Here is a 23,582-nt window from a genome sequence, read left to right as displayed (position 1 = left end):
CTCGACTCATGTCCGACATCAGCAAGGCTTCCGCCGACGCGGTCGAAGCCGCCCGGCAGGGCGAGCAGTTCGCGGTGATCCTCGCCGCGATCCAGGCCGCTCAGATCTTCCAGGTGCAGCAGTCCACCACTCCTGCGCCGCCGCCCGTGGTGGTGCAGCAGCAGTCCGGCGCGGGTACGGCGGGCAAGTGGCTGGCCATCGGCATCGGCGGCTCGATGCTCATGGTCACGGTCGCGTTCGCCGCCGTGGCGCTGGCCATCGCGTCGGCGTGCGTCGCGCTGGTGGTGCTGGTGGTCTACGGCATCTACCGCGACATCAGGAAGCGGTGACCCGTGATCCGCACCCACCCCAACGACCCGCCCCTCACGGCCGGCGAAGCCGCCAAAGTCGGCTGGTACATCGCCCGGATGGCCAAACGCGCCATCGCCGGTGAAGACGTCGACCTGAGCGACTTGCAGGCCAAGGTCGATCGCATCATCGACGGCGCCCGCAAGCGCGCCGACCAGGACGGCAAGTAGCTCTGCCCCGGACCGACCGTCATCCGCCAAGACTCCGGACGGTCCGGGCCCGCACCTCATACCAGAGAGCAGGTAACCCCAGCATGACCGAAGTCATCGACCTGGACGCGTACCGGCCCCGGCCGGCGCCCGATCTGACCAAGCACGACGTCCCGCCCGGTGCCGCGCCGCAGGGCGAGGTGCTGGAAGGCGTCGTCATCCCTTCCGCCACCACGTCGACCGCCCCTGTGGCGCCGCTGTGGCGGCGTACCGCACGCACGGTGCGGGTGGTCGCCACCGACCAGCGCACCCGTACCGCCGCCCGTGCGACGGCCCGGCACGGCGCCTACGTGGCCGGCGGCGCGGGCATCCTCGCCAAGCGGGCGTGGGACGGCCGGTCCGCCGCCCGCTACGAGCGGATGATCCGCATCGCCGAAGCCGCGGGGCAGCACGAGACCGCGATGGAGTGGGAAGAGCGGGGCAGGCAGTTCCGCGCCGCCCGCCACCAGCGGCGCATGGACCTGCTCACCGCCCCGCAGCGCATCGCCAAGGGCGCCGTGGTCGGCACCGCCACCACCGCCGGGGGCCTGCTGGCCCTGGGCACCGTGCTGGCGATAGCCGAGCACGAACCGGCGCAGGTCATCGCACCGATCGCGTTCACCATCGACGTGATCCGCACGCTGGTGTGGCTGGCGTCGATCGTGTGGGGCCCGGCGGTCTTCCTCGCCCCGTGGCTGGCCCTGTTCGGCCTGTGGAACGTCGGCCGGCGCGGGCAGGCAGCCCCCAACTGGGCACTGCCGCCCGTGCAGCGCTCGAACGACGGCGCGCCGATCACTCCGTCGATCGTGGTCACCGCCCTGCGTGACCTGGGCATCGCCGCCCTGCGCGGCGCGATCCGGGCCATGGAGGACAACGGCGCCGCGATGCTCGGCCCGATCCGGATCGCCGGATGCGGTGTCGAGGTCGACGTCACCCTGCCCTCCGGCGTCAGCACGGAGGAAGTCCAGGGGCGCCGCCGGAAGTTGGCGGAGAACCTGGGACGGCACGAGCACGAGGTGTTCGTCAGCATCCCGCAGGCCGCGCGCACAGTGCGCCTGTGGATTGCCGACTCCGGTGCGCTGGATGAGCCGATCGGCCCCTCTCCGCTGGCCATCGACGCCGACATGTCCGCCAACTACGCCACCGGTCGCGCCCCGTGGGGACAGGACCTGCGCGGAGATGCAGCCCTGATCAGCCTGTTCCAACGCCACCTGCTCATCACGGGCCTGTCCAACCAGGGCAAGACCGCTTCGCTTCGCGCGCTGCTGCTGTGGCTGGTCCTGGACCCGACCGTGGAGGTCCGCATCGCCGACCTCAAGGGCGTGGGGGACTGGCGGATGTTCCTGGGGCTGGCCACCGTGCTGATCGAGGGTCCGACCGATGACCACGTCATCGACGCGACCGAGATGCTGGAGCACGGCGTTGCCGAGATGGAGCGGCGCCTCATGGCCCCTGCCGGCACCACGTGGGACCCGCTGATCCTGCTGGTGGACGAAGCGCAGGTGGCGTTCATGTGCCCGGCCGTAGGTCCGGACAAGCGGCCCTACGGCGGGGTCAAGGCCACCTCCCGCTACTTCCAGGCCGCACGGAAGATCCACAACCAGGGCCGTGCGGTCGACGTGCTGCTCTGGCAGGGCACGCAGGACCCGACCGACCAGAACCTGCCCAAGCTGGTCCGGGAGGGTGCGCACATCCGCGCCTCGCTGGTGCTGGGCACGGAGTCGCAGGCCAGGATGGCGCTGGGAGACAAGGCCATCGACGGCGGCGCCGCCCCGCACAAGCTCCGTCAGGGCCTGGACAAGGGCACCGTCGTCGTGGCCGGCGACGGGGTGAAGCTCGCGCCCGGTCAGTCCAGCATCACCATCCGCACGCACTTCATCGACGGCGACGCCGCCGCCGAAGTCGCGGAGCGCGCCAAGGCCCGCCGCACCGGGGTGACCACCCGCAGCGCGGTCGACACGGGCGAGCAGGTGGACGCGCTCGCTGACATCGCGACCGTGCTCGCCGATGCCGACCGGATGCGCACGCAGGAGGTGTTGCAGCGCCTCGCCGAACTGCGCCCGACCGAGTACCGGGGCTGGAAGTTCGGGGACCTGCGCGAGGTGCTGGAGCCGTTCGGCGCGGCCCCGCACAAGTCGGACGGCGTGATGGTTGTCGACCGGGCCAAGGTCCGCGCCGCCATCGACCAGCGCGCCGCCGACACCGCCGAAGGTGACGGAGCGTAAAGGGAGGCGTCCAGGGTGGCAGGGAGAACTCCCTCACCGCCTCCCTGACCCCGCCTCTCCGGCCTGATCAGCAACAACCCTCACTCAGGGAGGCAGGGAGCCACCCCGCCGCGACCTGCGGAAACCCCCGGAAACAGGGGTCTCGGGGTGACCCCTGCCTCCCTCCCTGCACACACAGTCACCGTTCCGGCCCTACGGAAGGGGGACCTGGTGACCCTGCCTGTCTACCGCTACCGCCTCGCCCCGCACGGCCTGATGACCCGCCGCCAACTCCGGCAGCACGGACTCAGCGCCGCCCGCGCGGAAGTCGTCGCAGAACTCCGCTGGCGCTCCCGCAAGGCCCGCCACTGCGGCGGATGGCGCACCGCCTACCTCTACGACCCCACCACCGCCCGACCCGTCCGGCCGATGACCCCCGGCCGCTGGCGCTCGCACGCCGCGATGATGCGCGCCCGCCGCACCTGCCCCGCCTGCCGGACCGATCGCGGCTACGTCATCTCCACCTCGCTGGGCTGCTGCTGGCCCTGCGCCGACAAGTAGTCCCGTGGCGGCGGCTCCCGACCAAGGACAATCCGCCGCCACGGTCCTCCATCCATCCCCGAAGGGACAGGAGAACCACCAGCATGACCCATCCCCACCCTTCCGCGCTGCTGTCCGCAGCGCTCGCCGCCGCCGAACGCGGCTGGCCCGTCATCCCGCTGCGCCCCGGCGGGAAGGTCCCCGCCCTGCACGGTGAGCGCCGCTGCCCCGGCACAGGCGACTGCACGGACGGGCACCGCACGTTCGAACAGCGCGCCACCACCGACCCGCAGCGCATCGCGCGCTGCTGGTCGGCAGGCCCGTTCAACGTCGGGATCGCCACCGGGCCCGCCGGGCTTCTCGTGGTCGACCTGGACACGCTCAAGCCGACAGACGAGAAGGGCACGCCTGACGGCGTGAGCAACTTCTTGGCGCTCTGCGAGCGCGCCGGACAGGCCGTCCCCACCACACGCCGCATCCGGACCCCCAGCGGCGGGCAGCACCTGTACTTCACCGCCCCGCCCGGCACGCGGCTGACCAACACCGCGAGCACCCTCGCGAAGAAGGTCGACACCCGCGCTTGGGGCGGACAGGTCGTCGCGCTCGGCAGCCAAACCCCTCAGGGCCCGTATGCGGTCCTGGACGACTCCCCGGTTGCAGACCTACCCGAATGGCTTCAAACCGCCCTGACGGCCCCTCAGAGGCTCACGGCGGCCCCGTTCCGGCTCCCGCCGGTCCGCAACGCCTCCCGGTGCGCCCAAATCGCCCTCGAACGCGAGAGCGCCGCCGTTGCCGCACGGCGCGCTGTCGGAGAGCGCAACAAGGAACTGCTGCGGGCAGTGATCCGGGTGGGCCGGTACGTGGCGCGCGGCGACATCGACCGCACGGCCGTGGAAGAGGCGTTTCAGGCGGGGGGCGAGTCGTCGGGACTCACCGCTGCCGAGTGCCGCGCCACGATCCGCAGCGCTCTGGCCTACTCCCTGCGCACCGTGCGTCCCCGGCAGGAAGCCTCATGACCACCCCCGCCGCCCCGCCGCTGAAACGCCTCACCCCCACCACCGACCAGACCCGCCCCGCCGAACCGGCCAGCGTCCCCGCCGGGAGTAGCGCGCCGAAGGTCGCCGCCGCAGGCGTCCTTTCTGCTGTTCTCCCTGACCCGCACACGGTCACGATCAGCGGCATCCTGCCGGGCTTGCGGGTCAAGTTGACCGGTATCCCGGTCGCGGACTGGCTGTGCAGGTGTGGTCACCACGAACGCGCCCGCGGAAAAGCCGCCGTGATCGAACTGACCAGCCGCGTCAAGGTCGGCACCTGCCCCCACCAGGCCGCCACCACTCCCGCAGCAGAACGGAGGAAGGCAGCATGACCACCGCTGAGAACGGCGCCGAACTGCTCAACGAGGTGGAAGCCTTCCACCGCCGCTTCAACGCCTTCCCCACCGAAGCCGCCTACGTCGCCGTGGCGTTGTGGGACGCGCACGCGCACCTGCTCGACTGCTTCGACTCCACCCCCCGCCTCGCGTTCCTCTCCCCGGAACCGGGATCGGGCAAGACGCGCGGACTGGAGATCTGCGGAACCCTGGTCCCCCACCCCATGGCAGCAGTCAACGCGTCCCCCGCCGCACTGTTCCGCGCCGTGTCGATGGACTCCGGACGCCCGACGATCCTCTTCGACGAGATCGACACGGTATTCGGCCCCAAGGCAGGCGACAACGAGGAACTTCGCGGCCTGATCAACGCCGGTCACCGCCGCATCGGGGTGTCCTACCGGTGCGTGGCCGTGGGAGATCAGCAGACCGTCCAAGCCTTCCCCGTCTACGCCGCCGTTGCCGTCGCGGGACTCGGCTGGCTGCCGGACACGATCCTGCACCGCTCAGTCGTCATCCGCATGCGGCGCCGCGCCCCCAACGAGCACGTGGAATCCTTCCGCTCCCGCATCCATGAGCCGGAAGGGCACGCGCTCCGGGACCGCATCGCGACGTGGGCCGACAGCGTGCGCGACCGGGTGAACGGCGCCTTCCCCGCGATGCCCGATGGCGTCAACGACCGCCCTGCCGACGTGTGGGAGCCCCTACTTGCCGTCGCCGACGCTGCCGGCGGCGCCTGGCCCACCCGGGCACGGGAAGCCTGCGTGGAACTCGTCACCGCAGCAGCGGCCGGCGGCAAAGCGTCGCTGGGAATCCGGCTGCTGACCGACCTGCGCGACAACGTGTTCTGCGGCGCCGACCGCGTACCCACGACGCAGATCATCGCGGCGCTCAACGCCGTGGACGAAGCGCCGTGGGCGGACATGGGTGGCAAGCCTCTGGGCTCCCGGCAGTTGTCCAAGTACCTCGCGGAGTACGTCACTGCCGACAACCAGCCGATCAAGGCGCGCAACATCCGCTACGGCGAAGGCGTCGCCAAGGGCTACTACGCCGCCGACCTCACCGACGCGTGGGCCCGCTACTGCCCCCCTCCCCCCGGAAAGTCCGCTACATCCGCTACACACCTCGAAAAACTGCCCCTGAGCAGCGAAAACGATGTAGCGGATACCGGCCGCTGAACCGCTACAAAGCCGCTACACGCACCGCCAATCCGCTACACGGCCGCCGCCGTGTAGCGGATGCATCCGCTACACCCCCGAAATCCGCTACATCGATCGGGGTCCTGACCTGCGATGTAGCGGATGTAGCGGATGTAGCGGACTTCCAGGGGGAGGGGGGTACCCCTCCCGGGCCGCCGGGCGAAGGAGCCGTAGTGACCACCGCCATTGCCGAGTTCCCCAGCGAGATCCCTGACGACAACCGGACGTTGGTTCTGCTTACCGTCGAAGAGGCAGCCGATCGTCTCCGCATCGGCAGGACTACCTGCTTCAACCTCATCCGCACGGGCGCTCTGGAGTCCGTCACCATCGGCCACCTCCGGCGCGTTCCGGTCGCGGCCCTGCCCGAGTACGTCGCACGCCTGCGTGAGGCGCACCGCACCGTCTGAACCATCTACCCCCGTGGGAGCTGCTACCGAATTCGGTAGCAGCTCCCACGGGGGTTTCCTGTTCCACTACGACAGGGAAGTGACCTGTGGGCGAAAACCCCAAGCGTGCGAAGCGCCCCGATGGCGCTTCATCCATCTACTTCGGCAATGACGGCTACTGGCACGGCCGCGTCACGGTCGGCATCCGGGATGACGGGAAGCCCGACCGACGACACGTGATGAGCAAGGTCAGCGAAGCGGAAATCATCAAGAAGGTCCGCAAGCTGGAGAGCCAACGCGACGCGGGCAAGGTACGCAAGGCAGGTAAGGCGTGGACGCTCGGAGCGTGGCTGCTGCATTGGGTCGAGGAGATCGCCAAACCCTCCGTGCGCGACTCGACCTACAGCGGCTACGAGGTGGACGTTCGCGTCCACCTGGTTCCCGGGCTTGGTGCTCATCGGCTGGAGAAGCTTGAGCCGGAACACCTCGAACGCTTCTACTCGAAGATGCTGGCCAAGGGCAGCAAGCCGGCAACTGTCCACCACGTACACCGCTCGCTCAAGACTGCCTTGAACCACGCCCTGCGCAGAGGGCACGTCACGCGCAACGTGGCCATGTTGGCGGCTGCCCCGAAGGTCGAAGAAGAGGAAATCGAGCCGTACGACCTCGAAGAGGTTCAGCGGTTGCTCGCAGAAGCAGCCAAGCTCCCTAATAGCGCGCGCTGGTCCGTCGCACTCGCGCTTGGCCTGCGGCAGGGAGAAGCGCTTGGGTTGCGCTGGTCGGACGTGGACCTCAGGCACGGCGTGATCCGTGTGCGGATGAACCGGCTCCGGCCGAAGTACCGGCACGGCTGCGGTGGGGACTGTGGCAGCAAAGCGGGCTACTGCAAGCAGCGCGTCCGGAAGAACGAGGACACCGCCAACACGAAGTCCCGGGCAGGGCGGCGCGTCATCGGCCTGCCTGACGAACTGGCCCGGCTCATGGAGTTGCACAAAAACGAGCAGGATCGCGACCGCCGGCGCGCTGGCCAGGAATGGCGCGAGACCGGGTTCGTCTTCACGTCCCCGTTCGGCGAACCGCTGGTGCCGAGCACCGACTACGACGCGTGGAAGGACCTACTTGTCAGCGCCAAGGTCCGTGACGGACGCCTTCACGATGCGCGCCACACCGCCGCCACGGTGCTGCTCATCCTGGGAGTCCCCGAACGGGTGGTGATGCAGATCATGGGGTGGTCATCCAGTGCCATGGCAGCCCGGTACCAGCACGTGACCTCCGGCATCCTCGCGGACGTCGCGAAACGCGTCGGTGGTCTCATCTGGGAGGTGGCGAAGGAGGGGACCGGGGGCGACTCGGAGCCTCCCGGCAGGGCCCGTTGAGACTGTAGATGAGACTACGCACGTCGATGGCCCCCGCTGCGAGCAGCGGGGGCCATCGACGTCGTGCCCGGTGAGGCACTGGCGGAGGATACGAGATTCGAACTCGTGAGGGGTTGCCCCCAACACGCTTTCCAAGCGTGCGCCCTAGGCCACTAGGCGAATCCTCCGCCGCAAACAGTACAGGGCGGGGAGGGGTGGTTGCGAACTCGTTGGGGGGTGGGGGGATCGGGTAGGGTGGGCGGCAGCCCCTCACGTGGCGCTATCTCGCTGAACTCCCCCAGGGCCGGAAGGCAGCAAGGGTAGGTGGGCTCTGGCGGGTGCGTGGGGGGTCTTTGCGTGGGTGGAGGCCGGGTGTCGGTGGGCGCGGTTAGGCTCGGTGGCGTGTCCCTCGCTCTGTACCGCCGCTATCGACCCGAGACCTTCGCCGAGGTCATCGGGCAGGAGCATGTCACCGACCCGTTGCAGCAGGCGCTGCGGAACAACCGGGTCAACCATGCGTACCTGTTCAGCGGGCCGCGCGGGTGCGGGAAGACGACCAGCGCGCGGATCCTGGCCCGCTGCCTGAACTGCGAGCAGGGGCCGACGCCCACGCCGTGCGGGGTGTGCCAGTCGTGCCGGGACCTGGCCAGGAACGGGCCGGGGTCGATCGACGTGATCGAGATCGACGCCGCGTCGCACGGTGGCGTGGACGATGCCCGTGACCTGCGGGAAAAGGCGTTCTTCGGGCCGGCGGGCAGCCGGTACAAGATCTACATCATCGACGAAGCGCACATGGTCACCTCCGCGGGGTTCAACGCCCTGCTCAAGGTGGTCGAGGAACCGCCGGAGCACCTGAAGTTCATCTTCGCCACGACCGAGCCCGAGAAGGTCATCGGCACCATCAGGTCGCGTACGCACCACTATCCCTTCCGGCTGGTGCCTCCCGGCACGCTGCGTGACTACCTCGCCGCGGTGTGCCAGCGCGAGGACATCGCCGTCGAGGACGGGGTCTATCCGCTGGTGGTGCGGGCCGGGGCCGGGTCGGTGCGGGACTCGATGTCGGTGATGGACCAGCTGCTGGCCGGGGCCGGGTCAGACGGGGTGACGTACGCCATGGCCACCGCGCTGCTCGGTTACACGGACGCGGCGCTGCTGGACGACGTGGTGGACGGCTTCGCGGCCGGGGACGGCGGCGCGGTCTTCGGGATGGTGGACCGGGTCATCGAGGGCGGGCACGACCCGCGCCGTTTCGTGGCCGACCTGCTGGAAAGGCTCCGCGACCTGGTCATCCTCGCCGCCGTGCCGGACGCCATGGACAAGGGCCTGATCGACGCGCCCCGCGATGTGGTGGAGCGGATGCAGGCCCAGGCGGCGGTCTTCGGGGCCGCCGAGCTGAGCCGGGCCGCGGACATCGTCAGTACGGGGTTGACGGAGATGCGCGGGGCGACCTCGCCTCGGCTGCAACTGGAGCTGATCTGCGCCCGGGTGCTGCTGCCCGCCGCCTACGACGACGAGCGCTCGCTGCAGGCCCGGCTGGAACGGCTGGAGCGGGGCGGCTTCACCGGCGGAGGCGGCGGAAACGGCGGCGCGGGTGGAGTTGGTGGCAGTGGTGGCGGCGGGACCAGCGGCGCCGGCGGGAACGGCTACGCAGCCGCGGCCCCCGCCGGGCCGGTCGCCGGTGTGCCCGGCGAGGCCCCCGCCGGCGCGGCCGCCGCCCGGGCCGCCGCGGGACGTACCCCGCCGCCCGAGCCCGTACGCCCCGCGCCGGAACCGACGCCGGTGCCGGAAGCCGTACGCGCGCCCGACCCCGTACCGCAGGCGCCCGCCAAGCCGGGGGCCTGGCCGACCGCCGCACCGCAGAGCCCTGCCCAGAGCTCTGCGCAGAGCCCGGCACAAAGCCCGGCCCGGCCGCAGGCCCCCGCACCCGCTCAGGCCCAGGCCCAGGCCCAGGCGGTCCCGGCGCCGGCAGCCGGTGGGGGCGACCCCACCCGGGTACGGCAGATGTGGCCGCAGATCCTCGACGCCGTCAAGAACCGGCGCCGGCTGACCTGGATGCTGCTCTTCAACAACGCCCAGGTCTCCGGCTTCGACGGCGAGACGCTGCAGGTCGGGTTCGACAACCCCGGCGCCCGCAACAGCTTCACCAACAGCGGCAGCGAGGACGTGCTCAAGCAGGCGATCAACGACGCGCTCGGCGTGCAGTGGCGCATCGAGGCCATCGTCGATCCCTCCGGCGGCAGCTCCGGTGGCGGTAACGGCGGCGGTGGCGGCATGGGCGGCGGCTTCGGCGGCGGAGGCGGCTTCGGCGGGGGCGGGTCCTCGCGGCCGCCCGCGTCACCGCAGTCCCCGGCCGCACCCCAGGGCCAGGGGTACGGCGGCGGCGCCGCGAGCCCGGACGCGTACGGCTCCGCGCAGGCCGTGACCCAGGCCATGGCGCCGGCTCCGTCCACCAGGCCGGGCGGCCAGGGCGGTGTGGGCACCGCGACCGCCGCACCGCCGGGGCCGAGGTCCGCGCCGGCTGACGTGGCGCGGCGGGAGCCGCCGAGGTACACCGACGAGACGCCGCCGCCCCCGATCGAGGACGACATCCCGGAGGACGACGACCCGGACCTCGTCGATTCGGCACTCAGCGGTCACGACCTGTTCATCCGCGAGCTGGGCGCGACCGTGATCGAGGAGATCCAGCACGACTGACCTGCGGCGATGCGGGTCGGACCGGTCGCGTACTCCCCGTGGCACAGCCGTCCGCTACTCCGGGTGGAGTCCGCACCGCAGCGATCCTCCGTACGGCGTAGGGCGCACCGCCGTACGAGCACGTAGGCTCGGCGTGTCAGTGAAAACGCGGCGGCCGGAAGAAGGCCGCGGCAGGGACCGGACAGCAGCACACGAAGCAGACGCGAGGCAGGAGCGAACCGTGATTCCCGGTGGTCAGCCGAATATGCAGGCACTGCTCCAGCAGGCGCAGAAGATGCAGCAGGACCTGGCTGCGGCCCAGCAGGAGCTGGCCGAGACCGAGGTCGAGGGCTCGGCGGGCGGCGGTCTTGTGACCGCGACGGTGTCCGGCGCGGGCGAGCTGCGGGCGCTGGTGATCGACCCGAAGGCGGTCGACCCCGAGGACACCGAGACGCTGGCCGACCTGGTGGTCGCCGCCGTCCACAATGCGACCGACGCGGCACAGGAACTGCAGCAGCGCAAGCTCGGCCCGCTCACCCAGGGGCTCGGCGGCGGGCTGCCGGGCCTGTTCTGACTCCCCCCGGATATCCCGACCGATATCCCCCCGACTGATATCCCGGAAGGCGTGCCGGCGTGTATGAAGGCGTGGTGCAGGACCTGATCGACGAACTGGGCAGGCTGCCCGGCGTGGGTCCCAAGAGCGCGCAGCGCATCGCCTTCCACATCCTGCAGGCCGACCCGGCGGACGTCCGCCGCCTCGTGCACGTGCTGGCCGAGGTGAAGGCGAAGGTCCGCTTCTGCAAGGTGTGCGGCAACGTCGCGCAGGACGAGCTGTGCCGGGTGTGCCGCGATCCGCGGCGCGACCCGGCGGTGATCTGCGTGGTCGAGGAGCCCAAGGACGTGGTCGCGATCGAGCGGACCCGCGAGTTCCGCGGGAAATACCACGTGCTGGGCGGGGCGATCAGCCCGATCGACGGTGTCGGCCCCGACGATCTGCGGATCGCGGAACTGCTCCGCAGGCTGGCCGACGGCACCGTCACCGAGCTGATCCTGGCGACGGACCCGAATCTGGAGGGCGAGGCCACGGCGACGTATCTCGCCCGGACGGTGAAACCCATGGGGCTGCGCGTGACGCGCCTGGCCAGCGGCCTGCCGGTGGGTGGCGACTTGGAATACGCGGACGAGGTCACGCTGGGGCGGGCCTTCGAAGGGAGGCGGTTGCTCGATGTCTGACACCGTGATGAACAAGGGCGCGGGAGCCGGCGCGGCACGGCCGCAGGCCGAGCCGCTCGTCCCGCAGGAGCCGGACGAGTTCGCCGTCCAGATCTCCGACCAGATCGAGAGCTTCATCCTCGCGGTCCGCGAGGTGGCCAAGGGCGACGACCCGGACAGCGCGGTGCCGTATCTGCTGCTTGAGGTCTCGCAGTTGCTGCTGGCCGGCGGCCGGCTGGGGGCGCACGAGGACTTCGTGCCCGACGAGCGCTACGAGCCGGACGCGGGCCCGGAGCCCGACGAGGACGACCTGCGGCAGCGGCTGGCGGCGCTGCTCGAACCGATCGACGTCTACTCCGAGGTCTTCGACCCGTACGTGCCGAGGTCGACGCCGGTGGCCTGCCGGATCTCGGACGACATGGCCGACGTGGTGGCCGATCTGGCGCACGGGATGACGCACTTCGCGGCGGGGCGGGTGTCGGAGGCGCTGTGGTGGTGGCAGTTCTCCTACCTGTCCAACTGGGGTTCGACGACGAGCGCGAGCCTGCGCGCCCTGCAGTCGCTGGTCGCGCACGTACGGCTCGACAGCCCCCTTGACGAGCTGGACGGCCTGGACACCGGTGGCGGCGCGGACGACGACGACGCGCTGGCGGAGGAGGCCGGCCGCGTCATGGAGGCCGAGCTGGGGACGCTGGGGCTGCGCCCAGCTCAGTGAACTGAGGTGAACTGAGGTGAGCTGAGGTGGCCGGAGGGGACCTGACGCGGGCGCCGGGGACCATGGGACCCCGGCCCGGTGATCATTCTTCGAGCGGCACATCTCACCATGCAATACGTTCCGGGCGGATCGGACCTGGTCGTTAAACTGGACCGACCGATTCACCCCTGAGCGAGGAGCGCACGTGGGCCTTGTCGTGCAGAAGTACGGCGGCTCCTCCGTCGCCGATGCCGAAGGCATCAAGCGCGTCGCCCGAAGGATCGTGGACACCAAGAAGAACGGCCACCGGGTGGTCGTCGTGGTGTCGGCGATGGGCGACACGACGGACGAGCTCATCGATCTCGCAGAGCAGGTCTCGCCGATTCCGGCGGGTCGCGAGTTCGACATGCTGCTGACCGCCGGAGAGCGGATCTCCATGGCGCTGCTGGCGATGGCGATCAAAAACCTGGGCCACGAGGCGCAGTCGTTCACGGGCAGCCAGGCCGGTGTCATCACCGACTCGGTGCACAACAAAGCGCGGATCATCGATGTGACGCCGGGCCGGATCCGTACCGCGCTCGACGAGGGCAACATCGCGATCGTCGCCGGCTTCCAGGGCGTCTCGCAGGACAAGAAGGACATCACCACGCTGGGGCGTGGCGGCTCGGACACCACGGCCGTCGCGCTGGCGGCGGCACTGGACGCCGAGGTGTGCGAGATCTACACCGACGTCGACGGGGTCTTCACCGCGGACCCGCGGGTGGTGAAGAAGGCCCGCAAGATGGACTGGATCGCCTTCGAGGACATGCTGGAGCTGGCCAGCTCCGGTTCGAAGGTGCTGCTGCACCGCTGCGTGGAATACGCGCGGCGCTACAACATCCCCATCCACGTGCGCTCGTCCTTCTCCGGGCTCCCCGGCACCTGGGTCAGCAACGAACGGCCGCAGGGCCTCGCGCCGCAGGTCGCCCTGCGGCTCGCACCGCACATCGCATCGCAAGGAGACAGGCCAGTGGAGCAGGCGATCATCTCCGGCGTCTCGCACGACACGTCCGAGGCGAAGATCACCGTCGTCGGGGTGCCGGACAAGCCGGGTGAGGCAGCGACGATCTTCCGGGCCATCGCGGACGCCGAGATCAACATCGACATGATCGTGCAGAACGTGTCGGCCGCGGCCACGGCGCTGACCGACATCTCCTTCACGCTGCCCAAGTCCGAGGGGCACAAGGCGATGGAGGCGCTGACCAGGGCGCAGGCGGTGATCGGCTTCGACTCGCTGCGCTATGACGACCAGATCGCCAAGATCTCGCTGGTCGGCGCCGGGATGAAGACCAACCCGGGGGTGACGGCGACGTTCTTCGAAGCGCTGTCCAACGCGGGGGTGAACATCGAGCTGATCTCGACCTCCGAGATCCGGATCTCGGTGGTCACCCGGGCCGACGACGTGAACCCCGCAGTTCAGGCGGTGCATTCGGCGTTCGGCCTCGACAGCGACACCGACGAGGCCGTCGTCTACGGCGGCACCGGGCGCTGATTCCGGGCATATCGGGCCGAACATGGCCCTACCCGGCGGTCACTTGGTCTGGACCACTTGAATCCGGCCACCCGACCGTTGGAGAATTTGCTCCCCCGTGGCTGCAACCGCCGGCCACGGGGGAGCGTCTTTGTGTCAGCGCACTGCCTGGGTGCTGTCCCGGGGGTGCTGCACACCGAACGTGGACCGGGGGCCGTCGGTGAAAATGGGGCGCTGAGGAAGAGCTGGTGCGCATGGGGATATATGACGCTCCGTCGGGCGGTATGCCTTGCGCGTACAACCCTGACGGGGGGATGCGTGTCCAACACGCGTGGCGGAGGCATTGGGTATCGAGACGGCATTCGGGCAACGGGGAACGATCGCACCCGTGCGCCCGGTACGACCGCCGCGTCCACCGCGGACCGGGCAGATCTACGGGGGGCTCCCGGTGATCGCGCCCTGGCCGGTGACACGGGTGGATCCGGCGCCGGCCCCCACCGCTGAACGCGAGGACACAGACCCCGCAATGGCTGTCGGCACCACGGTCGACCACCTCACCGAGACCTACCGCGCCCACTACCGCGCCCTGCTGGGCCTGGCCGCGCTGCTCCTCGACGACACCGCGTCCTGCGAGGACGTCGTCCAGGAGGCCTTCATACGCGTGCACTCCGCACGCAGCCGGGTCCGCGACCCGGAAAAGACCCTCGCCTACCTCCGCCAGACGGTCGTCAACCTCTCCCGTTCCGCGCTGCGCCGGCGCATCCTCGGCCTGAAACTCCTCTCCAAGCCCATGCCCGACATGGCGAGCGCGGAGGAGGGCGCGTACGAGCTGCTGGAACGCGACCAGCTCAAGACCGCGATGCGCTCGCTGCAGCGCAGGCAGCGCGAGGTACTGGTGCTGCGCTACTTCGCCGACATGACCGAGGCGCAGGTCGCCGAGACGCTGGGCATCTCGCTCGGCTCGGTCAAGGCGTACGGCTCGCGGGGCATCGCTGCCCTGCGGGTCGCGATGGAGGACACGGCATGACCACCCCCGACGCCCCGGACAACGCTCACGGCATGGACCCGCACGACTCCCCCGGGCAGCGCCCGGCACCCGATCCGGTGGAGCCGGTGGAGCCGGTGGAGCCGGCCGCCGCGAAGGAGCCGACCGTGCCGGCTGAGACGGCTGAGACGGCTGAGACGGCTGCAGCTGCTGAGCCTGTCGAGCCTGCTGACCCCGGCAATCCGGCTGACCCCGCCGAGGCAGGCACCGCGCCCGGCGACGAGGACGCACCTGGCCTCGACGGCGAACCCGTTCACGAGAGCGCCGAGGAAGCGGCGCTGCGTGACCTCATGCATGGCGCCGTCCGTGACCTGCAGCCCTCCGCCCACGCGCTGGAGCACCTGCGGCGTGCCGTGCCCGCCCGCCGCCAGCACCGGCGGCAGGCGCTGGCCGGCGCCGGGGCCGCGGTGCTGCTCGTCGGTGCCGCCGTGCCCGCGCTGATCCACGCCGCCGACACCGGTGGCAGGGCGACCGCCGCCCCGGCCAACGTGGCCAGCACGCACGCCGCCCACCCGGGCGAGGACGGCCACGTCAACACCTGGGGCGCCACCGGCGACTCCGGGCAGTCGAGCCGCGGGCAGAGCAGTGGCGGGTCGGGCCACCAGCCGCCCAGCGCGGGCGGCGCCGACGGCCCGTCGAACCTGGCCACCACCCCGGACGGAGTGCCGCCGGTGAGCGCTCCCGAGTGCGCGGGCGACCAGCTCGGCCAGGGCAGCAGCAACGCCAACTCGCTGGACGCCGACGGCCGGGCCTACGGCTGGTTCCGGGTCACCAACGTCTCCACCGCCGCCTGCGCCGTCCCGCCCGGCCCCGCCACCGTGCAGGTGTACGCGGTCGGCGCCACCGACATGTCGCGGATCAGCGTGGTCAACCACACCGCGGACGACCCGGCGACCGGGCTGCCCGCCACGGCGAGCGACACTCCCCTCGTACTCGCGCCCGGCGCGGACTACGAGGTGGCCTTCGCCTGGGTGCCCGGCGACGCGGGCCCCGGAGGCTGTCCGCAGCCGACGTCGCCGCCGGCCTCCCCGACACCGACGGACACCCCGACGGACACGCCGGTGCCCGACCCCGGGAGCGCCGGCCCCGAGGAGAACCCGATGGCCCTGCGCCTGACGCAGGGCGTGCCGACCGGGGACCCCGAGGCGGTCGTCATCCGGCACACTCCGGTGGCCGGCGCCCCGGTGGTCGTGGGCCCCACGCTGCAGGGCGCCTGCGCCGGCACCATCTACACGACCGGCCCGATGCCCACCACCCCGTCGGACACACCCGCGTCGTAGCAGGCGGCGCGGGGTCCCGCCGGTGGCGCGGGTCCCGGTGGCGGGGGGCGGGGGCCGGACCCGTACCGTGGGGGTGTGTACCGGTTCCTGCTCACGCCGCGCTGGCTGGTGGTCGGCGTGCTCGTACTGCTCGCCGTGCCCTTCTGCGTCTTCATGGGCAGTTGGCAGCTGAGCCGCTTCCAGGGGCGGGTGGACGCGCACAAGGACGCCAAGCACACCGAGGTGCAGACCGCCGGCCGGGCGCCCGTACCGCTGGCCGCGCTGCTCCCCGACACCAGGGCCCAGGTGCCGTCGGACGCCTCCGGCCGCCCGGTCACCGCGACCGGCCGCTATGACACCGCCCACCAGCTCCTGGTGCCCGACCGCACGCTCGACGGCCACAACGGCTACTACGTCCTCACTCCCCTCCGGGTCGACGGTGGTGCCGCGCTGCCCGTGGTGCGCGGCTGGCTGCCCGGCGACGTGCCGCCCGCCGCCGAGCGGGGCGCGGTGCCGTCCGCCCCGGCCGGCGAGGTCTCGGTGACCGGCGCGCTCCAGTACGCCGAGACCGCGGGCAGCGACGGGGTGCCCGCCGCCCCCGGTGCGCTGCCGACCGGTCAGCTCGGCATCATCAGTGCCGCGACTCTCGTCAACGTCCTCCCTTATCCCGTCTACAGCGGCTGGATCACCGCCACCCACTCCACCGCACCGATGAAGCCGGTGCCGCCGGTGGCGCCCCCGGGCAGCGGTCTGGACCTCAAGGCCTTCCAGAACCTCGGCTACACCGGTGAGTGGTTCGTCTTCGCCGGTTTCGCCGTCTTCATGTACTTCCGGCTGGCCCGCCGCGAGGCCGAGGCACAGGCGGACGCCGCGCTCGGCCTCCTCCCCGCGCCGGGCTCGGGCCCCGACCCGGACCGGGACCCGGACCCGGAGCCGGATTCGGCGCCGGACCCGGTCCCGGGGTCCGCCGGCGGGCCGGCGGGCGGTGCCGAGGAGCCGGCCGGGTCAGCCGCCCACGTGGCGTAGGGCGAAGGCCAGTTCGAGCCGGACCTGCTTGATGCGTTCCTCCACGACCAGGGAGCCGTGGCCCGCGTCATAGCGATACACCTCGTGCGGCTTGTCGAGCGTCCGGAGCCGCTCCACGTAGTTGTCGATCTGGCGTATCGGGCAGCGCGGGTCGTTCATCCCCGCGCTGATGTAGACCGGGGCCGCGACCTTCTCCACATACGTCAGCGGGGACGAGGCGGCGTAGCGCTCCGGCACCTCGGTGGGGGAGCCGCCGAAGAGGGTGCGGTCGAGTGACTTCAGCGCCTCCATCTCGTCCGCATACGCGGTCGGGTAGTCGGCGACCGGGACCGCCGCGATCCCCACCGCCCAGGCGTCGGGCTGGGTGCCCAGGCCGAGCAGGGTCAGATAGCCGCCCCAGGACCCGCCGGTGAGCACCAGCCGCGCCGGGTCGGCCAGCCCCGACGACACCGCCCACTCGCGGACCGCCGCGATGTCCTCCAGCTCGATCAGGCCGACGCGGTGCTTGAGCGCGTCTGTCCACTCGCGGCCGTACCCGGTCGATCCGCGGTAGTTGACCCGCACCACCACGAAGCCGTGGTCCAGCCAGGCCGCGGGGCCGGCCGCGAAGGAGTCCGACTCGTGCCAGGTCGGGCCGCCGTGTATCTCGAAGACGGTCGGCAGCGGTCCTCTGCCCCGGGTCGCACCGGCCGGCGGCCGCTGCACCAGGGCGTGGATCCGGCCGCCGGGGCCGTCCACCCACACGTCCTCCACCGGGACGGACTCGGGCGCCCGCAGGCCCGGGGCCTCCAGCACGACGGCTCCGGTGGTGGAGCGCACCACCGGAGGCCGGGCGGCCGACGACCACAGATACTCCACCGTGCCGTCCGGCCTGGCGGTGGCGCCGCCGACCGAGCCGCGCGGGGTGTCGAGCGCGGTCAGCGTGCCGTCCGCCAGGTCGTAGCGGAACATCTCGCTGCGCGCCCGGAAGTCGTGCACCACCAGCAGCGCGCTGCCGTCCGGATACCACTCGGCCTGCACGTCGCCCGGCAGGTCTATCGCGGGCGCGATCTGCTCTCCGCCTGCGACGTCCCAGATCATCGGCAGCCAGCGGTCCTCCCGCTGGTGGCCGACCAGCAGCCGGGTGTCGCCGGGCACGGGCGCGAAGCCGAGGCTGTCCAGGCCCAGCTCGCGGGTGCCGCCCTCGGTGTCGTCCAGTTCCGCCACCACGGAGCCGTCCGCGACCCGCAGCACCCGCAGGGCGCTGTGCATGGCGTCGCCGTGCTCGGTGTGCTCGATCACCACCAGCGTGCCGTCCTCGGAGAGGTCGCCGACGCCGGCGGACTCCTCGTGGCGGTAGATCTCGTACGGCTCCCCGCCGTCCGGCGGCACGACATGCACGGTCGTGCCCTCGTCGTCTGTGGAGCGGCCGACGACGGCGAGGCCGCCGGCGCCGAGGGCCAGGCCCGCGGGATAGGAGGGGTCGAGCCCGGGAGCGGCCGGTATGTCGTCGCCACCACCGAACGACTGGCGCATCCACACGCCGAACTCGTCGCCATTCGTGTCGGAGAACCACCACACCCATTCGCCGTCCCGGCTGAGGGTGCCGTCCGTCGTGCCGTTCGGACGATCGGTGACCTGGCGGCGCTCGCCCGTCGTCCGATCCCACGCGTACAGCTCGTACGTGCCGGTGACGTCGGAGACGTACAGGCTGTGGTCGGGGGCGTCCTCCGCCCACTCCGGCAGTCCGACCCGGGGTGCGCGATACCTCTTCTCCCAGTCGGGCAGCGCGCCCGGGATGGCCCCGGGCAGGCTTCCGGACGGGGTGGGGGAGGGTGCGGGCACGGCCGGCACGGCGTCGGATTCGGGCGTGGACCCGCTGGCGGATCCGGTCGTTTCGTTCATGCCACCATGATGCTCCGCCGAGCGGTCCTCGGGAGCGGCTGTCGTCACAGCCTGTGGATAACTCTGGGCTATGCGCGATGAGCTGCGGCTATCCCGTCACTTCCGTCACCCCACGCACCACGACGACCGGGCAGGTCGCGTGAAGTGTGACGGTATGACTGACCGAGCCGAGGAGGGGCGCGCGGAAGGTGCCGTGGCCGCGCACGCCCACGACGATCAGGTCGGCGGTCTCGGCGCGGTCGAGGATCGCCTGGGCCGGGTTGCCCGCGACGACCACCTGCTCGACGGCTGCGGCCTTCGCGGGCGGGAGGGCGTCGTCGACCGCCTCCGCCAGCGCGCGGGACGCCGGGCCTTCCAGGTCCAGGTCGTCAGGGAGTTCCGGGACGTCCGCCCAGCCGAAGGCTCCCGGGAGCTCCCACGCCATTACGGCGACAAGCGAGGCGCCGGTCAGCTCCGCCTGGAGGGCGGCCCAGCGCAAGGCCTGCTGGGCGGCGATCGAGCCGTCGACGCCGACCACGATCGTGCCGTCTGTCATCGCGCGCTCCTCACTCGCCGGGGGCCATTCGCCTGGCGGCGGGCTCGGTGGTTTGTGCGGCGCCCTCGCCGCCTGGGGCCCGGCCCCCGGGGGGCGCCGTTTGCCGGGGCGGCGCCGTTTTCTGTGGGCGGCGCCCGCGACGGCGGTTTCGTGGCCTACGGCCGGTCGTAGGGGCCGCCCCCGCCTCGTGGAGCGGATGCCCGCCGAGGGACGAACTAAGCACAACGGGCATTCTTCGCGGAATGTGACCTTGGGGAGGTGGGGGTGGATGGGTGCGGACGCGGCGGTCCGCTCGGGCTGGGCGCGCAGTTCCTCGCGCCCCTCGGGGGGTGCCGCTTGGCCGTGGGCCGCATGTGCCGGTGCGTGGGGGCCGGGCGCGCAGTTCCCCGCGCCCTCAGCGGGGTGCCACCTGGCCGTGGGACGTATCTGCCGCTGCGTGGGCGCCGCGCCCTAGCCGGGTGCCGCCAGGCCGTCGGGCTTATGCGGGTGCGCGCGTGGCCGGGCGGGTGGCGGATGCGTTCAGGAGGGGGGTCAGTTCTGTGGTGACGGTGGTCAGGGGGGTGGTGGACTCGTGGGCGCGGGCCAGGAGGATGGCGCCCTCCAGGGTGGAGATCATCAGGGTGGCCAGGGCGGGGGCGCGGTCCGGGGGGACGTGGAGGGTGGTCAGGGCCGCGGTCAGGGGGGTGGTCCAGGCGGTGAAGGCCGAGGCCGTGGCCTCGCGGGCCGAGGGGGTGGAGGCGGTCGAGTCGACGGTGGCGGCGGCGACCGGGCAGCCGGTGCCGAAGCCGGTGGCCTCGAACTCGTCGATCCACTGCTGGGTCATCGCGGCGAAGAGGGCGCCGGGGGTGGGCTCGGGGAGGGCGGCGAGGTAGCGGGCGACGCGCTTGCCGGCGTAGTGACCGGCCCAGGTGACGGCCTCGTTGACCAGCTGTTCCTTGCCGCCGGGGAAGTAGTGCTGGAGGGACCCGCGGGGCGCCTCGGCGCGGGCGGCGACGTCGCGCATGCCGGTGGCGCCGACGCCGTCGCGGCGGATGAGCTGGGCCGCGGCGAAGACCATCCGTTCCCGCGGGCCGTGGGTGCGGGGTGCAGTCATCGCCGGCCTCCTCATGGTCGGTCCAGCTTATAGACGCCGCTGGGGCCGTCCGTGGAATGCGCCAGGTGCTCCGCCGGCAGGTGGCGGCCCAGGGCGGCGAGCAGCGCGGAGCGGCCGGGCAGCACGGCGGCGCTGACCTGCCGGACGCCGCGGGCACGGGCGCGGGCCAGCAGCAGGTCGACCATGGCGCGGCCGGCGCCCTGACGTTGCCAGGCGTCGGCGACCAGGACGCCCAGTTCCGCGGCGCCTCCGTCCGGGGGCAGGGCGAGGCTGGCGAGGCCGACCGGGCGCGCACTGCTCGCGCCGTACGCGTAGGCGACCACCGCGTCATGGACGTCGGCGCGGCCGGCCAGCACGCCGGCCAGGTACTCCGCGGGGAAGGCGCGGACTTGGCCGAAGAAGCGCAGCCGGAGGGTGGCCTGCGAGCAGGCCGTGACGAGGTCGTGCAGGGCGGGGGCGTCGGCGGGTGTGACGACCGCGGTCTGCCAGCGCCGGACGGTTGCCGCGGGGAGGGGCGGTACGACGGGGTCTATGACAGTGGTCATAGCGGCCAGTATTATGACGGCTGTCATAGATCGCAAGGCCACACACGGCCCCGCGGAAAGGACTCCGGACGGCATGCTCAGAGCGGGCTTCCTCGGTCTCGGCGTCATGGGTCAGCCCATGTCCCTCAACCTGGCGCGGCACCTGGCGGGGCGGGCGCCGCTGACGGTGTGGAACAGGACGCGCGCCAGGGCCGAACCGCTGCGGGCCGCCGGCGCCCGGGTCGCGGAGACGCCCGGCGACGTCCTGCGCGAGAGCGACGTCGTCTTCCTGATGCTGGCCGACGACCCCGCGGTCGACGCCGTGCTGGCGCGTGGCACGGCCGGTTTCGCCGCCCGGGTCGCCGGCCGGACGATCGTGCACATGGGCACGACCTCGCCCGGATTCTCGCGCGCGCTGGAGGCCGACGTCCTGGCAGCGGGCGGCCGTTACGTGGAGGCGCCGGTGTCGGGCTCGCGAGGGCCCGCCGAAGCCGGGGAGCTGGTGGCGATGCTGGCCGGCGGGCGGCAGGCGGTGGACGCGGTGCGGCCGCTGCTGGCGCCGATGTGCCGGGAGGCCTTCGACTGCGGCCAGGTCCCGAGCGCGCTGCTGACGAAGCTGTCGGTGAACCTCTTCCTCATCACCATGGTCACCGGCCTCACCGAGGCCTTCCACTTCGCCGACCGGTACGGGCTGGACCGCGACCGCTTCCTCGCCGTGCTCGACGCGGGGCCGATGGCCAGCGCGGTTTCCCGGGCGAAGGCGCCCAAACTGAGGGACCGTGACTTCGCGGTGCAGGCGGCCGCGCTCGATGTGCTGAAGAACAACCGGCTGATCGCCGAGGCGGCCCGGGAGGCCGCTCTGGCGTCGCCGCTGCTGGACGTCTGCCATGCGCTGTTCGACGAGACGGTGGGGCTCGGCCACGGCGGCGCCGACATGGTCGCGGTACTGCACGCGATCGAGGCCCGTACCGCCGGAGCCAGGCCTTCCGCCAGGGCTTAGGCTGCAACCGCCTTACGGAAAAGATCAGTTGATACGACCAAACGGACAGGCGGAGGACAAGCGAATGGGTGTGGCGATCCGACGGGCCGGGCAGGACGACAGGGCGGCCGTGACCGGCCTGCTGGACCGGGTCTTCCAGGACGACGCGGTCAGCGGCTGGGTGTTTCCCGACCCTGCCGACCGGCGTGCCAGGCATGGCGTGATGATGGGCGCGTTCCTGGACGCCGCGCTGGCCGAGGGCTACGTCGACGTGGCGGTGGACGGCTCCGCGGCGGCGCTGTGGTTCTCGGTGCCGGCCGGCGGCCACCCGGCCGACGACAACGGTCCGGCCGAACTGCGGCAGGTCGTCGACCCGGCCAACGAGCGGGTCGAGACGATAGGCCAGATCCTCGACGCGGCGCATCCCAAGGACCGGGCGCACGAGCATCTGATGCTGATCGCGGTCGACGGCTCCGCCCGCAGCCAGGGGCGCGGCACCGAGCTGATCACCTCGGTGCTTGCCCGCTGCGACCGGGAGGGCCGCGCCGCCTACCTGGAGGCCAGCTCGCTGCGCAGCCGCGCGCTCTACGAACGCCTCGGCTTCGTCTGGTCGGGCAGCACCATCGACCTCCCCGACGGCCCGCAGATGTGGCCGATGTGGCGCGACCCGATGCCGGTCCACGAAGCCTGACGGACGGCCCGGCACGCCGTCATGGACGCGGGCGGCGCGGCACATTGCCGCGCCGCCCGGCTCAGGCCAGCGTCGCGCAGAGGTCCTCGTACGGTCCGGCCAGCACCAGCAGTCGCCTGCTGGTCGTGCCGGCCACCGTGCTGATCTTCACCGACATGTACGTGCTCGCAACGATCCACCGGTTGTGCGGGTGGTCCCCGGTGTGGAAGCCGGCCGACCAGTCGTTCCCGCTGAGGACGAAGGAGTCGGGGTCGGGGTAGGTGACCACGCCGGATCCCGAGATGTCGCGCTCGACGGACTTCCCGGTGGCCAGGTTGGTGACCTTCATGACGAGCGGGCCGCTCTCGATCGCGAAGACCGGGGTGCCTGCGGCATCGGTCCAGGTCCTGGTGGTCAGGTCGCTGACCGGGAAGTCGGCGTGCGCGGCGAAGGCACACACCTCGCCTGCGGGATAGTCGACCGGCTCCTGCGCCGGGTGGGTGACGAGCGGGCCCACCAGGCCCGACACGTCCGCCGGTACGCCCGGCAGGTCGGGGATGCCGCCGGCGGGGACCGCCGCGCCGGCGCCGGCCGGCACCGCCAGCAGCGCGGCGACCGCGCCCGCGACCAGGGCGGCGCTCGCGAGCCGCGGCCGCCGCCGCGCACCGAACCCGACGCAATGTACGACGCCCCGCGCCATGGACCGCGCCCTGCGCTCCGTGTGCCACCACTGACGTGCTGTCATCCCCGCGTCCTCCCGTAGCGTGCGGCGACCGGGTGATCGGTCGTCAGCGAGCGGTGGCGCCCCCGGCCCATCCCCCTGAGGCCCCGGGGCGCCCCGCACGCACCCACCGTGGCGTGTACAAAGGACGACGGCGACACGTTTCGGCCC

The 23,582-nt window shown here is 72.0% G+C and carries 24 protein-coding genes, 1 tRNA gene and 1 other RNA gene; 20 read left to right on the top strand and 6 right to left on the bottom strand.

The genetic code is table 11. The annotated features are described in order from the left end of the window. The first annotated feature begins 8 nt into the window (after window positions 1-8). The 9 genes from OG702_RS19175 (at window position 9) to OG702_RS19135 (ending at window position 7,607) form a co-directional block, all read left to right on the top strand. On the top strand, window positions 9-329 hold the full coding sequence (locus tag OG702_RS19175; protein WP_327290116.1) for a hypothetical protein: 321 nt from the start codon (window positions 9-11) through the stop codon (window positions 327-329). A gap of 3 nt (window positions 330-332) precedes the next feature. After that, complete coding sequence (locus OG702_RS19170) at window positions 333-518, top strand: DUF6257 family protein (protein WP_327290115.1); 186 nt, start codon at window positions 333-335, stop codon at window positions 516-518. Window positions 519-601: 83 nt separating this feature from the next. Next, on the top strand, window positions 602-2,761 hold the full coding sequence (locus OG702_RS19165) for an ATP-binding protein (protein ID WP_327290114.1): 2,160 nt from the start codon (window positions 602-604) through the stop codon (window positions 2,759-2,761). 210 nt (window positions 2,762-2,971) lie between these two features. Continuing rightward, the gene (locus tag OG702_RS19160) at window positions 2,972-3,301 is read left to right on the top strand and encodes an RRQRL motif-containing zinc-binding protein (RefSeq protein WP_327290113.1); all 330 of its coding nucleotides are present in this window, start codon (window positions 2,972-2,974) and stop codon (window positions 3,299-3,301) included. An 83-nt stretch (window positions 3,302-3,384) separates the two neighbouring features. After that, complete coding sequence (locus OG702_RS19155) at window positions 3,385-4,296, top strand: bifunctional DNA primase/polymerase (RefSeq protein ID WP_327290112.1); 912 nt, start codon at window positions 3,385-3,387, stop codon at window positions 4,294-4,296. Next, window positions 4,293-4,646 carry a hypothetical protein gene (locus tag OG702_RS19150; protein ID WP_327290111.1) on the top strand — a complete coding sequence of 118 codons (354 nt, stop codon included), beginning with the start codon at window positions 4,293-4,295 and terminating at the stop codon, window positions 4,644-4,646. The genes OG702_RS19155 and OG702_RS19150 overlap by 4 nt, the downstream gene beginning before the upstream one ends. Then, complete coding sequence (locus OG702_RS19145; RefSeq protein WP_327290110.1) at window positions 4,643-5,824, top strand: DUF3631 domain-containing protein; 1,182 nt, start codon at window positions 4,643-4,645, stop codon at window positions 5,822-5,824. The genes OG702_RS19150 and OG702_RS19145 overlap by 4 nt, the downstream gene beginning before the upstream one ends. A gap of 194 nt (window positions 5,825-6,018) precedes the next feature. Next, the gene (locus OG702_RS19140) at window positions 6,019-6,252 is read left to right on the top strand and encodes a helix-turn-helix domain-containing protein (protein ID WP_327290109.1); all 234 of its coding nucleotides are present in this window, start codon (window positions 6,019-6,021) and stop codon (window positions 6,250-6,252) included. A gap of 86 nt (window positions 6,253-6,338) precedes the next feature. Next, window positions 6,339-7,607, top strand: a complete 1,269-nt coding sequence (locus tag OG702_RS19135; RefSeq protein ID WP_327290108.1) for a tyrosine-type recombinase/integrase — start codon at window positions 6,339-6,341, stop codon at window positions 7,605-7,607. 79 nt (window positions 7,608-7,686) lie between these two features. Here OG702_RS19135 and OG702_RS19130 read toward each other — a convergent pair. Beyond that, window positions 7,687-7,774: transfer RNA gene (locus tag OG702_RS19130), tRNA-Ser, on the bottom strand. A gap of 73 nt (window positions 7,775-7,847) precedes the next feature. Here OG702_RS19130 and ffs point away from each other — a divergent pair. The 9 genes from ffs to OG702_RS19085 all read left to right on the top strand — a co-directional run bounded on the left by ffs (window position 7,848) and on the right by OG702_RS19085 (window position 17,005). After that, window positions 7,848-7,944: signal recognition particle sRNA small type (gene ffs / locus OG702_RS19125), an RNA gene on the top strand. Between the two features lie 44 nt (window positions 7,945-7,988). After that, a complete protein-coding gene (locus tag OG702_RS19120; protein ID WP_327290107.1) occupies window positions 7,989-10,280 on the top strand; it encodes a DNA polymerase III subunit gamma and tau in 2,292 nt (763 codons plus the stop codon). A gap of 220 nt (window positions 10,281-10,500) precedes the next feature. Continuing rightward, window positions 10,501-10,833: a YbaB/EbfC family nucleoid-associated protein gene (locus OG702_RS19115; protein WP_327290106.1), complete on the top strand. Its 333-nt coding sequence runs from the start codon at window positions 10,501-10,503 to the stop codon at window positions 10,831-10,833. A 59-nt stretch (window positions 10,834-10,892) separates the two neighbouring features. Beyond that, window positions 10,893-11,492, top strand: coding sequence for a recombination mediator RecR (recR, locus tag OG702_RS19110; protein ID WP_327290105.1), 600 nt, complete (start codon window positions 10,893-10,895; stop codon window positions 11,490-11,492). Between the two features lie 7 nt (window positions 11,493-11,499). After that, on the top strand, window positions 11,500-12,186 hold the full coding sequence (locus OG702_RS19105) for a DUF5063 domain-containing protein (RefSeq protein WP_327293288.1): 687 nt from the start codon (window positions 11,500-11,502) through the stop codon (window positions 12,184-12,186). 184 nt (window positions 12,187-12,370) lie between these two features. Continuing rightward, on the top strand, window positions 12,371-13,696 hold the full coding sequence (locus OG702_RS19100) for an aspartate kinase (RefSeq protein ID WP_327290104.1): 1,326 nt from the start codon (window positions 12,371-12,373) through the stop codon (window positions 13,694-13,696). Window positions 13,697-14,006: 310 nt separating this feature from the next. Beyond that, entirely contained in the window at window positions 14,007-14,702 is a 696-nt protein-coding gene (locus OG702_RS19095; protein ID WP_442814470.1) for a SigE family RNA polymerase sigma factor, read from the top strand. Beyond that, window positions 14,699-16,000 (top strand): hypothetical protein, encoded by a 1,302-nt coding sequence (locus tag OG702_RS19090; RefSeq protein ID WP_327290103.1) that lies wholly within the window; start codon window positions 14,699-14,701, stop codon window positions 15,998-16,000. Before OG702_RS19095 ends, OG702_RS19090 begins: the two co-directional genes overlap by 4 nt. Window positions 16,001-16,075: 75 nt before the next feature. Further along, on the top strand, window positions 16,076-17,005 hold the full coding sequence (locus OG702_RS19085) for an SURF1 family protein (RefSeq protein WP_327290102.1): 930 nt from the start codon (window positions 16,076-16,078) through the stop codon (window positions 17,003-17,005). On the opposite strand, the gene OG702_RS19080 is transcribed toward OG702_RS19085, so the two are convergent. The 4 genes from OG702_RS19080 to OG702_RS19065 all read right to left on the bottom strand — a co-directional run bounded on the left by OG702_RS19080 (window position 16,985) and on the right by OG702_RS19065 (window position 21,062). After that, the gene (locus OG702_RS19080) at window positions 16,985-18,889 is read right to left on the bottom strand and encodes a S9 family peptidase (RefSeq protein WP_327290101.1); all 1,905 of its coding nucleotides are present in this window, start codon (window positions 18,887-18,889) and stop codon (window positions 16,985-16,987) included. The genes OG702_RS19085 and OG702_RS19080 overlap by 21 nt on opposite strands. 88 nt (window positions 18,890-18,977) lie before the next feature. Continuing rightward, entirely contained in the window at window positions 18,978-19,424 is a 447-nt protein-coding gene (locus OG702_RS19075) for a universal stress protein (protein ID WP_327290100.1), read from the bottom strand. Between the two features lie 478 nt (window positions 19,425-19,902). Continuing rightward, window positions 19,903-20,517, bottom strand: a complete 615-nt coding sequence (locus OG702_RS19070; protein WP_327290099.1) for a TetR/AcrR family transcriptional regulator — start codon at window positions 20,515-20,517, stop codon at window positions 19,903-19,905. Between the two features lie 11 nt (window positions 20,518-20,528). Next, complete coding sequence (locus OG702_RS19065) at window positions 20,529-21,062, bottom strand: GNAT family N-acetyltransferase (protein WP_327290098.1); 534 nt, start codon at window positions 21,060-21,062, stop codon at window positions 20,529-20,531. 73 nt (window positions 21,063-21,135) lie between these two features. Between OG702_RS19065 and OG702_RS19060 the strand changes: the two genes are divergently transcribed. After that, window positions 21,136-22,041, top strand: a complete 906-nt coding sequence (locus tag OG702_RS19060) for an NAD(P)-dependent oxidoreductase (RefSeq protein WP_327290097.1) — start codon at window positions 21,136-21,138, stop codon at window positions 22,039-22,041. 64 nt (window positions 22,042-22,105) lie between these two features. Then, window positions 22,106-22,711, top strand: coding sequence for a GNAT family N-acetyltransferase (locus tag OG702_RS19055; RefSeq protein ID WP_327290096.1), 606 nt, complete (start codon window positions 22,106-22,108; stop codon window positions 22,709-22,711). A gap of 61 nt (window positions 22,712-22,772) precedes the next feature. On the opposite strand, the gene OG702_RS19050 is transcribed toward OG702_RS19055, so the two are convergent. Next, on the bottom strand, window positions 22,773-23,435 hold the full coding sequence (locus OG702_RS19050) for a hypothetical protein (protein ID WP_327290095.1): 663 nt from the start codon (window positions 23,433-23,435) through the stop codon (window positions 22,773-22,775). Between the last annotated feature and the right edge of the window lie 147 nt (window positions 23,436-23,582).

This window comes from Streptomyces sp. NBC_01198 (genome assembly GCF_036010485.1).
Lineage (GTDB): Bacteria > Actinomycetota > Actinomycetes > Streptomycetales > Streptomycetaceae > Actinacidiphila.
This window is presented reverse-complemented; position numbering and strand designations above follow the sequence as displayed.

What these genes read in the sequence shown, in the direction of transcription:
- OG702_RS19065 (WP_327290098.1), bottom strand. Translation starts at nt 21,062, where the DNA reads ATGACCACTGTCATAGACCCCGTCGTACCGCCCCTCCCCGCGGCAACC.
- OG702_RS19055 (WP_327290096.1), top strand. Translation starts at nt 22,106, where the DNA reads ATGGGTGTGGCGATCCGACGGGCCGGGCAGGACGACAGGGCGGCCGTG.
- OG702_RS19155 (WP_327290112.1), top strand. Translation starts at nt 3,385, where the DNA reads ATGACCCATCCCCACCCTTCCGCGCTGCTGTCCGCAGCGCTCGCCGCC.
- OG702_RS19080 (WP_327290101.1), bottom strand. Translation starts at nt 18,889, where the DNA reads ATGAACGAAACGACCGGATCCGCCAGCGGGTCCACGCCCGAATCCGAC.
- OG702_RS19090 (WP_327290103.1), top strand. Translation starts at nt 14,699, where the DNA reads ATGACCACCCCCGACGCCCCGGACAACGCTCACGGCATGGACCCGCAC.
- OG702_RS19150 (WP_327290111.1), top strand. Translation starts at nt 4,293, where the DNA reads ATGACCACCCCCGCCGCCCCGCCGCTGAAACGCCTCACCCCCACCACC.
- OG702_RS19175 (WP_327290116.1), top strand. Translation starts at nt 9, where the DNA reads ATGTCCGACATCAGCAAGGCTTCCGCCGACGCGGTCGAAGCCGCCCGG.
- OG702_RS19070 (WP_327290099.1), bottom strand. Translation starts at nt 20,517, where the DNA reads ATGACTGCACCCCGCACCCACGGCCCGCGGGAACGGATGGTCTTCGCC.
- OG702_RS19105 (WP_327293288.1), top strand. Translation starts at nt 11,500, where the DNA reads ATGAACAAGGGCGCGGGAGCCGGCGCGGCACGGCCGCAGGCCGAGCCG.
- OG702_RS19075 (WP_327290100.1), bottom strand. Translation starts at nt 19,424, where the DNA reads ATGACAGACGGCACGATCGTGGTCGGCGTCGACGGCTCGATCGCCGCC.
- OG702_RS19050 (WP_327290095.1), bottom strand. Translation starts at nt 23,435, where the DNA reads ATGACAGCACGTCAGTGGTGGCACACGGAGCGCAGGGCGCGGTCCATG.
- OG702_RS19165 (WP_327290114.1), top strand. Translation starts at nt 602, where the DNA reads ATGACCGAAGTCATCGACCTGGACGCGTACCGGCCCCGGCCGGCGCCC.
- OG702_RS19145 (WP_327290110.1), top strand. Translation starts at nt 4,643, where the DNA reads ATGACCACCGCTGAGAACGGCGCCGAACTGCTCAACGAGGTGGAAGCC.
- OG702_RS19060 (WP_327290097.1), top strand. Translation starts at nt 21,136, where the DNA reads ATGCTCAGAGCGGGCTTCCTCGGTCTCGGCGTCATGGGTCAGCCCATG.